The sequence below is a fragment of the Streptomyces sp. NPDC057697 genome (assembly GCF_042799335.1).
Classification (GTDB): Bacteria; Actinomycetota; Actinomycetes; order Streptomycetales; family Streptomycetaceae; genus Streptomyces.
The window spans coordinates 350,106-362,315 of record NZ_JBHVJA010000001.1; the positions used below are offsets into that span (position 1 = coordinate 350,106).

At 72.1% G+C, this 12,210-nt stretch carries 13 protein-coding genes; 4 read left to right on the forward strand and 9 right to left on the reverse strand.

The window, feature by feature from the left end; genetic code table 11:
* Positions 1 to 55: 55 nt before the first annotated feature.
* Together ACFVFH_RS01590 and ACFVFH_RS01595 are read right to left on the reverse strand one after the other, a co-directional pair.
* Positions 56 to 340, reverse strand: a complete 285-nt coding sequence (locus ACFVFH_RS01590; RefSeq protein ID WP_383763486.1) for a bacterioferritin-associated ferredoxin — start codon at positions 338 to 340, stop codon at positions 56 to 58.
* Positions 341 to 510: 170 nt separating this feature from the next.
* Positions 511 to 1,857 (reverse strand): class II 3-deoxy-7-phosphoheptulonate synthase, encoded by a 1,347-nt coding sequence (locus ACFVFH_RS01595; RefSeq protein WP_383761854.1) that lies wholly within the window; start codon positions 1,855 to 1,857, stop codon positions 511 to 513.
* Positions 1,858 to 1,959: 102 nt separating this feature from the next.
* Between ACFVFH_RS01595 and ACFVFH_RS01600 the strand changes: the two genes are divergently transcribed.
* Positions 1,960 to 2,016 carry a trp operon leader peptide gene (locus ACFVFH_RS01600; protein WP_107408160.1) on the forward strand — a complete coding sequence of 19 codons (57 nt, stop codon included), beginning with the start codon at positions 1,960 to 1,962 and terminating at the stop codon, positions 2,014 to 2,016.
* A 93-nt stretch (positions 2,017 to 2,109) separates the two neighbouring features.
* Complete coding sequence (locus ACFVFH_RS01605; protein ID WP_383761856.1) at positions 2,110 to 3,996, forward strand: anthranilate synthase family protein; 1,887 nt, start codon at positions 2,110 to 2,112, stop codon at positions 3,994 to 3,996.
* Between the two features lie 34 nt (positions 3,997 to 4,030).
* Here the strand turns inward: ACFVFH_RS01605 and ACFVFH_RS01610 are convergent, their stop codons facing one another.
* The 4 genes from ACFVFH_RS01610 to ACFVFH_RS01625 all read right to left on the reverse strand — a co-directional run bounded on the left by ACFVFH_RS01610 (position 4,031) and on the right by ACFVFH_RS01625 (position 8,002).
* A complete protein-coding gene (locus tag ACFVFH_RS01610; RefSeq protein WP_383761859.1) occupies positions 4,031 to 5,035 on the reverse strand; it encodes a 2-hydroxyacid dehydrogenase in 1,005 nt (334 codons plus the stop codon).
* Between the two features lie 262 nt (positions 5,036 to 5,297).
* Positions 5,298 to 5,990 (reverse strand): response regulator, encoded by a 693-nt coding sequence (locus tag ACFVFH_RS01615; protein ID WP_383761862.1) that lies wholly within the window; start codon positions 5,988 to 5,990, stop codon positions 5,298 to 5,300.
* The gene (gene macS / locus ACFVFH_RS01620; RefSeq protein ID WP_383761864.1) at positions 5,987 to 7,207 is read right to left on the reverse strand and encodes a MacS family sensor histidine kinase; all 1,221 of its coding nucleotides are present in this window, start codon (positions 7,205 to 7,207) and stop codon (positions 5,987 to 5,989) included. The genes ACFVFH_RS01615 and macS overlap by 4 nt, the downstream gene beginning before the upstream one ends.
* A 51-nt stretch (positions 7,208 to 7,258) precedes the next feature.
* Positions 7,259 to 8,002 (reverse strand): lysophospholipid acyltransferase family protein, encoded by a 744-nt coding sequence (locus tag ACFVFH_RS01625; protein ID WP_383761867.1) that lies wholly within the window; start codon positions 8,000 to 8,002, stop codon positions 7,259 to 7,261.
* A 196-nt stretch (positions 8,003 to 8,198) separates the two neighbouring features.
* Here ACFVFH_RS01625 and ACFVFH_RS01630 point away from each other — a divergent pair, with 196 nt between their 5' ends.
* Positions 8,199 to 8,978, forward strand: coding sequence for an alpha/beta hydrolase (locus ACFVFH_RS01630; protein WP_383761870.1), 780 nt, complete (start codon positions 8,199 to 8,201; stop codon positions 8,976 to 8,978).
* Positions 8,971 to 9,651, forward strand: coding sequence for a hypothetical protein (locus ACFVFH_RS01635; RefSeq protein ID WP_383761871.1), 681 nt, complete (start codon positions 8,971 to 8,973; stop codon positions 9,649 to 9,651). Before ACFVFH_RS01630 ends, ACFVFH_RS01635 begins: the two co-directional genes overlap by 8 nt.
* Positions 9,652 to 9,687: 36 nt before the next feature.
* On the opposite strand, the gene ACFVFH_RS01640 is transcribed toward ACFVFH_RS01635, so the two are convergent.
* The 3 genes from ACFVFH_RS01640 to ACFVFH_RS01650 all read right to left on the reverse strand — a co-directional run bounded on the left by ACFVFH_RS01640 (position 9,688) and on the right by ACFVFH_RS01650 (position 12,160).
* Positions 9,688 to 10,446: an endonuclease/exonuclease/phosphatase family protein gene (locus tag ACFVFH_RS01640; RefSeq protein ID WP_383761874.1), complete on the reverse strand. Its 759-nt coding sequence runs from the start codon at positions 10,444 to 10,446 to the stop codon at positions 9,688 to 9,690.
* Between the two features lie 248 nt (positions 10,447 to 10,694).
* On the reverse strand, positions 10,695 to 11,636 hold the full coding sequence (locus ACFVFH_RS01645) for an ROK family glucokinase (protein ID WP_383761876.1): 942 nt from the start codon (positions 11,634 to 11,636) through the stop codon (positions 10,695 to 10,697).
* A gap of 74 nt (positions 11,637 to 11,710) precedes the next feature.
* Complete coding sequence (locus tag ACFVFH_RS01650) at positions 11,711 to 12,160, reverse strand: DUF5304 domain-containing protein (protein WP_383761878.1); 450 nt, start codon at positions 12,158 to 12,160, stop codon at positions 11,711 to 11,713.
* Positions 12,161 to 12,210 lie beyond the last annotated feature (50 nt).

Genomic DNA, 12,210 nt, shown 5'->3' on the forward strand with positions numbered 1-12,210 from the left:
TCCCGTCCGCCCGGCATGACCCGGACGGGGGCCCTGGACCCCGGCCCGGAAATGGTCAGGCCGCGTCGGGGAGCGGGACTTCCGGCGCCACGCCCGGGTCCGCGCCGGGTACGGCGTCCGTGGTGGTGCCGACCGCGGTGCCAGCCGTCCGCTTCCGGTCGAGCAGCTCGCGGCGCGGGCAGGCGCCGCGGCCCAGCACGGCCTGGATGGCCCGGACGCAACCGCCGCAGTCGGTGCCCGCCTTGCAGGCGGAGGCGATCTGCCGGGGCGTGCAGGCTCCCGCGTCCGCGTGCTCCTTGACCTGCTTCTCCGTGATGCCGAAGCACGAGCAGACGTACACGCGGTTCACCTCCCGGCGGGATCGGTCGTTCACAGCCACCCCGTCTGTCGGTGAGGCTAACCTAACCTTACCCGGCGCCCAAAGGTGCGGAAAGCCTCCGAACGCCCTGTGGGGCACGGATCACATCGATCCGTGCCCCACAGTCGTCCGCGCGTTTCCCTCGGTGACGCCTACTGGTCCCGGTACATCTCGGCGACCAGGAACGCCAGGTCCAGGGACTGGCTGCGGTTGAGCCGCGGGTCGCAGGCCGTCTCGTAGCGCTGGTGCAGATCGTCCACGAAGATCTCGTGTCCGCCGCCGACGCACTCGGTGACGTCGTCGCCGGTGAGCTCGACGTGGATGCCGCCCGGGTGCGTGCCGAGGCCCTTGTGCACCTCGAAGAAGCCCTTGACCTCGTCCAGGACGTCGTCGAAGCGACGGGTCTTGTGGCCGGAGGCGGCCTCGAAGGTGTTGCCGTGCATCGGGTCGGTCACCCACGCCACGGTGGCACCGGAGGCGGTGACCTTCTCGACCAGGGCCGGGAGCTTGTCGCGGACCTTGTCGGCGCCCATGCGGACGATGAACGTCAGCCGGCCGGGCTCGCGCTCGGGGTCGAGCCGGTCGATGTAGCCGAGCGCCTCGTCGACCGTGGTCGTCGGGCCGAGCTTGATGCCGATGGGGTTGCGGATCTTCGAGGCGAACTCGATGTGCGCGCCGTCCATCTGGCGGGTGCGCTCACCGATCCAGACCATGTGGCCCGAGGTGTCGTACAGCTCTCCGGTGCGCGAGTCGGTGCGGGTCAGCGCCGACTCGTAGTCCAGCAGCAGGCCCTCGTGCGAGGCGTAGAACTCGACCGCCTTGAACTCGGCCGGGTCCGTGCCGCACGCCTTCATGAAGTTCAGCGCGTTGTCGATCTCGCGGGCGAGCGCCTCGTAGCGCTGGCCGGACGGGGACGACTTCACGAAGTCCTGGTTCCAGGCGTGCACCTGGCGCAGGTCGGCGTAACCGCCGGTGGTGAAGGCGCGCACCAGGTTCAGCGTGGAGGCGGAGGCGTGGTACATCTGCTTCAGCCGGTCCGGGTCCGGGACCCGGTCCTTCTCGGTGAAGGCGAAGCCGTTGACGGAGTCGCCGCGGTAGGTCGGCAGGGTGACGCCGTCGCGGGTCTCGGTCGGCTTGGAGCGCGGCTTGGAGTACTGCCCGGCGATCCGGCCCACCTTGACGACGGGCACCGAGGCCGCGTACGTCAGGACGGCGCTCATCTGGAGCAGCGTCTTCAGCTTGGCCCGGATGTGGTCGGCCGACACGGCGTCGAAGGCCTCGGCGCAGTCACCGCCCTGCAACAGGAACGCCTCGCCCTTGGCGACGGCTCCCATGCGGGCGCGCAGCTGGTCGCACTCGCCCGCGAACACGAGGGGCGGATACGACGCGAGGTCCGCGAGTACATCGCGCAGAGCCTCGGCATCGGGGTACTCGGGCTGCTGCGCCGCGGGAAGGTCTCGCCAGGTGTGGCCACCGGCGACGGAGGTATTGGCGTTCACGGTCACAACCCCAACATTACGGGGTCCGGCGAGAGGTCCATCCGCAGGCTCAACAGATGAGACGCGCGCCCGGACCGTGCCGCGTCGGTTAAGGTTCTGGACATGTTCGCGCAGACAAACCAGAACTGGTGGTGGACCGCTCATCCGGCGGCCCACTGACAATCGCGCGCGACAGACCACGCGAAGGCCGCCCGAGGGGCGGCCTTCTCCGCGTTTTCGGGAGCCGTTCCTCCATCCGGAAGGAACACCTCCATGCCTCACCGCACCGATGCCGTCGTCGACCGGCTCCTGGGCGACGACTGCCCGCCGTTCGCGCTGCTGCGCAGGCGCACCCCCGGCCACGACCAGGACACCGTCGAGGTGCTGATCGGCCGGGTGCGCGAGGCGGACCGGCTCGCCGACCTCCCCGTCGGTGAGCTGCCCTCGCTCGCCCTGGTGCCGTTCCGGCAGATCGCCGAGCGCGGTTTCGATGTGCGCGACGACGGGACACCGCTGTCCGTGCTGGTCGCGGACGAGACGTACGAGCTGCCGCTCGCCGAGGTGCTGGACCGGCTGCCGGTCCGGGACGTGCGGGTCGAGGGCGGTGCGTTCGACGTCGGGGACGAGGAGTACGCGGGGATCGTCCGGCGGGTGATCGAGGACGAGATCGGGCAGGGCGAGGGCGCGAACTTCGTCGTCCGGCGGACCTTCCGCGGCGAGATCCCCGGCTTCGGCCGGGCCGACGCGCTGGCCCTCTTCCGGCGGCTGCTGGCCGGTGAGCGCGGCGCGTACTGGACCTTCGTCGTGCACACGGGCGACAGGACGCTGGTCGGCGCCAGCCCCGAGGTCCATGTGCGGATGTCCGGCGGGACGGTGGTGATGAACCCGATCAGCGGTACGTACCGCTACCCCGCCGGGGGCCCCACCGCGCAGAGCCTGCTGGCCTTCCTCGCCGACCGCAAGGAGACCGAGGAGCTCTCCATGGTGGTCGACGAGGAGCTGAAGATGATGTGCACGGTCGGCGACATGGGCGGGGTGGTGGTCGGACCGCGGCTCAAGGAGATGGCCCATCTCGCGCACACGGAGTACGAGCTGCGCGGGCGTTCCTCGCTGGATGTGCGGGAGGTGCTGAAGGAGACCATGTTCGCGGCCACGGTCACCGGCTCCCCGGTGCAGAACGCCTGCCGGGTCATCGAGCGGTACGAGTCCGGCGGACGGGGCTACTACGCGGGGGCGCTGGCGCTGCTGCGGCAGGAACCGGGCGGGGCGCAGAGCCTGGACTCACCGATCCTGATCCGTACCGCCGACATCTCGGCCGACGGCGAGCTGCGGGTTCCGGTGGGGGCGACGCTGGTGCGTCACTCCGATCCGGAGGGCGAGGTCGCCGAGACCCACGCGAAGGCGGCCGGGGTGCTCACCGCGCTCGGGGTGCGGCCGGGCCGGCCGGCGGAGGAGGCGGCCCGGCCCCGGCTGGCGGGCGATCCGCGGGTGCGGGCGGCGCTGGACGCCCGGCGGGACGGTCTCGCCCCGTTCTGGCTGCGGATGCAGGAGCGTACCCACGAGCTGTCCGGCCGGGCGCTGGTGATCGACGGGGAGGACACCTTCACCGCGATGCTGGCCCATCTGCTGCGCTCCTCGGGCCTCGACGTGTCGGTGCACCGCTACGACGAGCCGGGGCTCCGCGCGCTGGCTCGGGCGCACGAGGGTCCGGTCGTGCTGGGTCCCGGGCCGGGGAATCCGGGCGACACCGGCGATCCGAAGATGCGGCTGCTGCGCGGGCTCGCCGCGGAGTTGGTCCGTGATCACCGGCACGGTCTGCTGGGGGTCTGCCTCGGCCATGAGCTGATCGCGGCCGAGCTGGGTCTGGAGATCGTCCGCAGGACCGTGCCGTACCAGGGGGCGCAGACCCGGATCGAGCTGTTCGGGCGGCCGGAGACGGTCGGCTTCTACAACAGCTTCACCGCGCGCTGCGACGAGGCCGCGGCCGACGAGCTGGCGGCGCACGGGATCGGGGCGAGCGTCGACCCGGCCACGGGCGAGCTGCACGCGCTGCGCGGGCCGGGCTTCGCCTCGGTGCAGTTCCATCCGGAGTCGGTGCTGACGCTGCGCGGCGCGGCGATCGTGACGGAGCTGCTGGCGGGGCTGCCGGTGGCCGGCTGAAGGAGGCGTACGGGCCCCGGGACGATCCGGGGCCTCAGCGCGCCGGGTGCGCCGGGACCAGGACGTTCTCGCTGCGGCGGCCGGCCAGGTAGTCGGCGACGTTCCGCACGGTGGCGTCGATGATCTGCCCCACCGCGTCCTCGGTGTAGTACGCCTGGTGCGAGGTGACGATGACGTTGGGGAAGGTGACGAGCCGGGCCAGGGTGTCGTCGTCGACGCCCTCCAGCGACTTGTCGAGGAAGAAGAGCCCGGCCTCCGCCTCGTACACGTCGAGTCCGACGCCCAGGAAGCGGCCCGCGCGCAGTTCGGTGACCAGTGCCGTGGTGTCGATGAGTCCGCCGCGGCTGGAGTTGATCAGGATCGCGTCGTCCTTCATCCGGGTCAGGGCGTCCGCGTCGATGATGTGGTGGGTCTCGGGCAGCAGCGGGACGTGCAGGCTGATCAGGTCGGACTCCGCGAGCAGCCGCTCCTTGTCCACGTACGTCATGCCGAGCGCGGTGCAGGCGGGGTTCTCGGCGATGTCCCAGCCGAGCAGTTCCATGCCGAAGCCGTGGGCGATACGGGTGAAGGCCTCACCGATCTTGCCGGTGCCGATCACGCCCGCGGTGCGGCCGCGCATGTCGCGGCCGAGGAGTCCGTCGAGCCGGAAGTCGAAGTCGCGGGTGCGGCTCGCCGCCCGGATGATCCGGCGGTTGACGGCCATCGCGAGGGTCCAGGCGAACTCGGCGACCGAGTACGGGGAGTAGTACGAGACCCGGGCGACCCGCAGGGCGAGGCGTTCGGCGACGTCGAGGTCGATGTTGTTGAAGCCGGTGGAGCGCTGGGCGATCAGCTGGGTGCCGCCCGCCGCCAGGGTCTGGAGGACACCGGCGCCCAGGTCCGCGTTGACGCTGGTGGAGATGGCCTCGTAGCCCGCCGCGATGGGGGCGGTGTCCTTGTTCAGGAAGACGTCCAGGCAGCGGACGTCGTGCTGTCCGGCGAAGGCCTTCTCGATCAGCGGCTTCTCGTCGGACTGCACACCGAAGGCCAGGATCTCCACGGCGTCTCCCGTTCGTCGCGCGAATCAGCGGATCACGGACCGGCAGGGCTCTGGTCGGCAGAGCTCTGGTCGGCAGGTCCCTGATCGGCGGATCATCGATCGGCAGGTCGCGGATCGGCAGGTCAGGGGCTCGGGCCGGTCGTCGCCGATATCGCGAATATACGGCCCCCGCCCCTGCCCCGCCGCCCGGCCGTGCCGTGCCGCACCGCTGCGCCTCGGTCGCGTGCGGGACGGGACGGCCGGGCGGCCGGGTCCGTGCCGCTCAGGCGTCGTCGAGACCGCGCTCGATCGCGTACCGCACGAGCTCCACCCGGTTGTGCAGCTGGAGCTTGCCCAGGGTGTTCTGCACATGGTTCTGCACCGTGCGGTGCGAGATGACCAGCCGCTCGGCGATCTGCTTGTACGAGAGCCCCTTGGCGACCAGCCGCAGCACCTCGGTCTCGCGCTCGGTGAGCTGCGGGGCCTTGGGCTCGTCGGAGGCGACGGGCGTGGGGTCGGAGGCGAGCCTGCGGTACTCGCCGAGGACCAGTCCGGCCAGGCCCGGCGTGAAGACGGGGTCGCCCACGGCGGTGGACCGCACGGCCTCGGTCAGCTCCTGGGTGCTGGCCGACTTGAGCAGATAGCCGGTGGCGCCGGACTTGACCGCCTCCAGCACATCGGCGTGCTCACCGCTCGCGGAGAGCACCAGCACCCGCAGCCCCGGATGGGAGCCGACGAGCTCCTTGCAGACCTGGACACCGGGCATGCCGGGCAGGTTGAGGTCGAGTACCAGGACGTCCGGGGTGGCGGCCTTCGCCCGGCGGACCGCCTGCGGTCCGTCACCGGCCGTCGCCACCACGTCGAAGCCCGACTCGGAGAGGTCGCGGGCGACGGCGTCGCGCCACATCGGGTGGTCGTCCACCACCATCACCCTGATGACCCGCTCCTCGGTGCCCTGGGTGTTCTCCGTGCTCATCTCGCTGATCCCGCCTTCCCCCGTGAAACCTTCGGAACCTTCAACTCGACCTCGGTCCCCTGGCCGGGCACCGAGATCAACTCCGCCGTGCCGCCCAGGTCGCGCAGCCGCCCCCGGATCGACAGGGCCACCCCCATCCGCCCCTCCCCCTCGGCCTGGGCGAGCCGCCCCTCCGGGATTCCGGGGCCGTCGTCCCGGACCGTCACGATCACCTCGTCCGGCCAGTCCTCGACGAGGATCCACGCCTGGGCATTCTCCCCCGCGTGCACCCTGACATTGTCCAGGGCTGCACTGACAGCGGCCGCCAGCTCCCGCGCGGCCGCCGGGGCCAGCAGCACCGGAGCGCCCGGCTCCGCGAAGCTGACCCGGGAGCCGGCGTGCGGGGCGAGCAGGGAGCGCAGATCGTCGGCCCGGCCGGACGGCTCGTCGTCGACCTCCACGCTGCGGACCACGGCGCCCTCGGCGGCGTCCTCGGAGACCCGGGTGGCGGGCACCAGTCCGCTGGAGACCAGGGTGCGCAGGGCGACCTCCTGCTCCCCCGCCATCCGGCCCAGCTCGGCCGCCTCCCCGCCGATCGCGGTGCCGCGCCGCTGCACCATCGCGAGGACCTGGAGCACGCTGTCGTGGATGTCCCTGGCCAGGCGTTCCCGCTCCCGGGTGGCGGCCTCGATCTCCAGGGCACGGGCGAGGGTGCGCTCACTGGCCCTGGCGACCTCGACGACGTACCCGATCGCGATGGAGGCGACCCAGACCAGCAGCACGTTGTGGAAGGTGTCCCGGCTGGGGTGCCCGCGCTCGATGATGTTGGCGACGGCGACGAAGGTGGAGGCGAAGGCGGCCCAGCGCCAGCCGCCCTTGATGGCGTAGGCCAGCACGGCACCGGCGGTCCAGATGGACGACAGCGTCGGACCGTCGACCTGCTGGGCCTCGAAATCGGCGAGCGGGGTGAGGAGTATCCCGGCCAGCGCGACGGTCAGATCGGCGCCGAGGAAGCGTTTGGTGCAGGCGGCGGCGCCCGAGACCTTCGGAAGGGTGACGAGCGTCCAGACCACCATCACCACCAGGAAGGCGACGGCCACCCAGGGCCGGTCGTACTTCTCCCGGCCGAAGACGGAGAGCAGCACCGCGTACAGCATCGTGATGACGCGGTACGCCGTCAGCGCACGCCACAGCGGCTGCTCGACCGACATCCGTACGACGCGCTCGCGCCTGGCCACTTCCCCCACCCCCCGGACGGCAGCGGCGCGCGGGCGCGCCGTACCGTTCCCTCAGCCCTGTGTCCCGGACTCGTCGTTCCCGAGCTTCTGCGCCTCGGCGCGGCGCTTCGCCTCGTCCGCGATCTGGCGCTTGGCCGCCGTCGCGTAGATGTCGACGTACTCCTGGCCGGAGAGCTTCATGATCTCGTACATCACCTCGTCGGTGACCGAGCGCAGGATGAAGCGGTCCCCGTCCATGCCGTGGTAGCGGCTGAAGTCGAGCGGCTTGCCGATCCTGATCCCCGGGCGCATCAGCTTGGGCACCACCTGGCCGGGCGGCTGGATCTTCTCCGTGTCGATCATCGCGACCGGGATGACGGGCGCGCCGGTCGCCAGCGCCACCCTGGCGAGCCCGCCGGGCTTGCCGCGGTAGAGCCGGCCGTCGGGAGAGCGGGTGCCCTCCGGGTAGATGCCGAACAGGCCGCCGCTCTCGATGACCTCGATGCCCGCCTTGATGGCCGCCTCACCGGCGCCCCGGGCGCCCGAGCGGTCCACCGGGAGCTGGCCGACGCCCTTGAAGAAGGCGGCGGTCAGCTTGCCCTTCACACCGGGTGCGGTGAAGTACTCGGACTTGGCGATGAAGGTGACCTTGCGGTCCAGGACCGCCGGCAGGAAGAAGGAGTCGGAGAAGGACAGGTGGTTGCTCGCGAGGATCGCCGGTCCCTGCGCGGGAATGTTCTCCAGGCCCTCCACCCATGGCCGGAAGGCGAGCTTCAGCGAGCCGCCGATGGAGAACTTCATTGCGCCGTAGATCAACTCGGGTGCCTCCTGTGGACTTCTGTCCGACAGACCTTAACCCGTGGCGCCCGCCCCGCCGCCCGGCACGGAGCCCGTGCGGCGGCCGGAGCAGGTGACGACCCTGGTCGGTGTCAGCCCGGTCGCGTACGGTGAAGTCATCCTTCTGCACTCCCCCTTTCGCTCCCCTTTCGAGCCTCACGAACAGGAGACCCCGGTGCCGGTCCTTCCTGGAGCCGAGCCGTTCCGCCACGAGGGCGGAGAGGTCGGCGTCCTTCTCTGCCACGGATTCACCGGTTCCCCGCAGTCGCTGCGCCCCTGGGCGCGGTATCTGGCGGAGCGCGGGCTCACCGTCTCGCTGCCGCTGCTGCCGGGGCACGGCACCCGCTGGGAGGACATGCAGCTCACCGGCTGGCAGGACTGGTACGCGGAGGTCGACCGGGAGCTGCGCGCCCTGCTGGAGCGGTGCGAGCGGGTCTTCGTCTTCGGGCTGTCCATGGGCGGCGCGCTGACGCTGCGGCTGGCGGCGAAGCACGGGGACGCGATCAGCGGTCTGGTGCTCGTCAACCCGGCGAACAAGGTGCACGGCCTGTCGGCGTACGCGCTGCCGGTCGCCCGCCATCTGGTGCGGACGACGAAGGGGCTGGCGAGCGACATCGCCCTGCCGGGCTCCGACGAGGTGGGGTACGACCGGGTGCCGTTGCACGCGGCGCATTCGCTGCGGAAGTTCTTCCGGCTGGTCGACGCCGAGCTGCCCCAGGTCACCCAGCCGATCGTGCTGCTGCACAGCCCGCAGGACCATGTGGTGCCGCCCGCCGACTCGGCCCGCATCCTCAGCCGGGTGTCGTCGACGGACGTCGAGGAGATCCTGCTGGAACAGAGCTACCACGTCGCGACGTTGGACCACGATGCGGAGCGGATCTTCGAGGAGAGCCACCGGTTCATCGGCCGCCTCGCCCCGAGCGTCGGAAAGAAGGGGAGCACGTCAGGTGGCTGAGCACGACGCGGAACGCGCGGGCAGCGAGGAGGAGCGCGAGCCACTTCCCGCCGAGGGAGCGGCGGCGCCCGACGACGGCGCGGGCACGCAGGACACCGCGGCCCGGGAGGCGGTGCCGGGCGCCGACGACGGCCGGTCCGGGCCGTCGGTCGACGAGGACGCCGCGTGGCGGGCGATCGTCGCGGGGTACGGCGAGGAGCCGCCGGACCCGCCGGGCACCAAGCCGTTCCGGTCGGTCGAGGACCTCGCGCTGCTGGAGGACGACCAGCCCGGCGTCCTGGATCCGGACAAGGGGCTCGGGAAGAAGTCCGTGAAGCCGCCGGAGAAGCCGCTCGGCAGCTCCATCGTGTTCGCCCCCGGTGTCATGGGGCCGCGCGACTACGAGCCGGCGGAGCCCAAGGACGACGATCTCGACGACAGCGACGAGGGCCATTTCGTCCCGCCGGAGCCGCCGCCGCTGCCGGAGGCCGATGTCACGGCGAAGTTCGCCTGGCTCGCGGTCGTCGGCGGTCCGGTGCTGATGCTGCTCGCGGTGCTGCTGCGCTGGGAGATGACCTGGTGGCTCACGACGGTCTGCGTCGGCGGCTTCCTGGGCGGTTTCGTCACGCTGGTGGCGCGGATGAGCGACGACGACGAGGACGGCGACGACCCCGGGCGCGGGGCGGTGGTCTGAGGCCGGGGCGCCGCGGCGGGCCTCCGCCGCGGCCGCTCAGGGCCTGATCGCGGGCACCCGTAGCGCCGCCAGCACCGGCAGATGATCGGTGGCCGCCTTCAGGTCCGCCTCCGTGACCCCGGGCAGCCCGGCGGGGACGCCGCAGCCGAGCACCTCGATCCCGTCCGTCGCGAAGACCGCGTCGATGCGGCGGCGCGGGTGGTCCGGCGCGAAGGTGTGCTCCCCGCCCCAGGGCCGGACCGCCCAGCAGTCCTGGAGCCGCCCGGCCAGCCGGTCGAACGCGCTCCCGGTCGGTACGTCGTTGAGGTCGCCGGCCGCGATGGCGTGCTCGACGCCCATCTCGTCCAGCCGTTCCAGCAGCATCCCGGTCTGGGCCAGGCGTTCGTCCCGCTGGAGGCTCAGATGGAAGCTCAGCAGACCGATCCGGGTGCCCGCGATCCGCACCACCGACGTGGCGAAGCCCCTGCGGTGCAGTCCGGGGGTGCGCGGCAGCAGGACGTCCTCGGTCCGCTCCACGGTGGCCCGCAGCGAGCAGAGCAGCAGCGGCCCGGCCGCCGTGGCGCCGCCGCCGAGGACGACCAGGTCGGTGCGGGCCGCGAGCCAGGCCGCGCGCTTGCGCCAGCGGAAGAAGCGCGGGGCCTCCTGGACGAAGACCAGATCGGGTGCGCAGGCGCCGATGACACGGGCCAGCGCCTCGGGGTCGTCGCGCATCGACCGGATGTTGTAGCTGAGCACCCGGATGACGGCCGAACCGTCCGGCTCGGTACGGGAGTCGGGCAATGGCGTGAGGACCATGCGTCTCACGATACGACGGACGCCCGCCGCTCCCCCAGGGGCGCGACGGGCGTCCGGCCGATCCGTCCGGCCGGTGCGGTCCGGCCCGGTCCGGGGCGATGGGCCCCAGGACCTGTCTCGGAAGTACCGCCTGCCGTGCGGTGCCCGGCAGGGGCACTCGCCCCGTACACCCGGTACGGGGCGATCCCGGCAGCGCGGCGAGCGTGCGTGCCGAGCGCCGCCGGACGACCGCAGTTCGAAGACGGGGCCTAGCCTTGGCGGGCCAGGTCCGCCGCGCCCACCAGCCCGGCCTCGCCGCCCAGTTGGGCCGCGAGCACCTGGGCGTGCGGGCGCCATTCCCCGCCGATCAGCCAGCGCCGGAACGACTTGCGGATCGGATCGAGCACGAGCTCGCCCTCGTCCGACACTCCGCCGCCGACGATGAACGCGGACGGGTCGAAGAGCGACGCGAGGTCGGCGAGTCCGGCGCCGGCCCAACGGGCCAGCTCCCGGAAGGAGTCCACCGCCACCGGGTCGCCCTGCCGGGCGGCCTGGCTGATGTGCTTGCCCTCGATGCCGTCCACCGTGCCGTCGCCGAGCGACAGCAGGATCGTGGCGTTTTCCGGAGTGGCGTTGGCCCGCTGCTTGGCGTACCGGACGAGTGCGCGTCCGGAGGCGTACTGCTCCCAGCAGCCCTGGCTGCCGCAGCCGCAGAGCAGACCGTCCGGGACGACCCGGATGTGGCCGAACTCGGCGGCCACGCCGAAGCGTCCGCGGCGCAGCTTGTTGCCGATGATGATGCCGCCGCCGAGGCCGGTGCCGAGCGTGATGCAGATGACGTCGTCGTGGCCCTGCCCGGCCCCGAAGCGGTATTCGCCCCAGGCCGCGGCGTTGGCGTCGTTCTCCACGACGACGGGGAGGCCGACGCGCTGTTCGACCTTGTCCTTCAGCGGCTCGTGCCGCCAGTCGATGTTCGGCGCGAACAGCACGGTGGCGCGCTTGTCGTCGACGTATCCGGCGGCGCCGATGCCGACGGCATCGATCCGGTGGCCCTCGCTCGCGCCGGACACGGCCGTCGCGATCGCGTCCACGATGCCTTCGGCCGTCGGCGGGGTCGGCACCTTGTGCGTCGAGAGGATGTGGCCCTCTTCGTCGACCACGCCAGCCGCGATCTTCGTGCCGCCGATATCGACGCCGATGGTGAGTCCCATGAATCCCTCAGTTCCGGTCGAGCCCCGCTGGGGCCAACCGTACCCGAGCCGGGGACCCGGCCCATCGCTGCCGGTCAGTCCAGGTCGATGTGCTCGCCCGCGGCGGGGCCCTCGTCACGGGGGTCGGAGGGGTCGTCGGCCTTCTTCCCGGGGCCCTCGGCGCCCTGGGTCCAGCGGCGCTCCTGGCCCTCGACGGCGGAACGGTAGGCGGCGAGGAGTTCGCTGCCGGCCGCGGCGATGTGGTCGAAGACGTCCGGATTGCGCTCGATGACGGGCTCGACCGCGGACTTCGCCTGCCTGATGATCTGCTGCACGGTGCCCTGGGCCGCCGCGCCGAGCAGCGGCGACTGGAGCGAGGAGACCTTGTCGGCCACGGCGTCGACCAGTTTGCGCAGCTCCTCGGCGGCGGAGCCGGGCGGCGGGCCGTGCTGGGCCCTGCGGCGGGCCTTCTCCGCTTCCAGGTCCTCGGCGCAGGCCTTCGCCCACGCGTCGTCGTCGACGGGACGATCGGTGGCATCGCTCATGGCGGACTCCTGCGACGGGGTGTGCCGGCGGTGCGGCACACGGGGCACGT

Excerpts from the sequence above, each read along its gene's own strand:
- ACFVFH_RS01605 (WP_383761856.1), top strand. The coding sequence starts at position 2,110 with ATGCCTCACCGCACCGATGCCGTCGTCGACCGGCTCCTGGGCGACGAC.
- ACFVFH_RS01615 (WP_383761862.1), bottom strand. The coding sequence starts at position 5,990 with ATGAGCACGGAGAACACCCAGGGCACCGAGGAGCGGGTCATCAGGGTG.
- ACFVFH_RS01640 (WP_383761874.1), bottom strand. The coding sequence starts at position 10,446 with ATGGTCCTCACGCCATTGCCCGACTCCCGTACCGAGCCGGACGGTTCG.
- ACFVFH_RS01645 (WP_383761876.1), bottom strand. The coding sequence starts at position 11,636 with ATGGGACTCACCATCGGCGTCGATATCGGCGGCACGAAGATCGCGGCT.
- ACFVFH_RS01650 (WP_383761878.1), bottom strand. The coding sequence starts at position 12,160 with ATGAGCGATGCCACCGATCGTCCCGTCGACGACGACGCGTGGGCGAAG.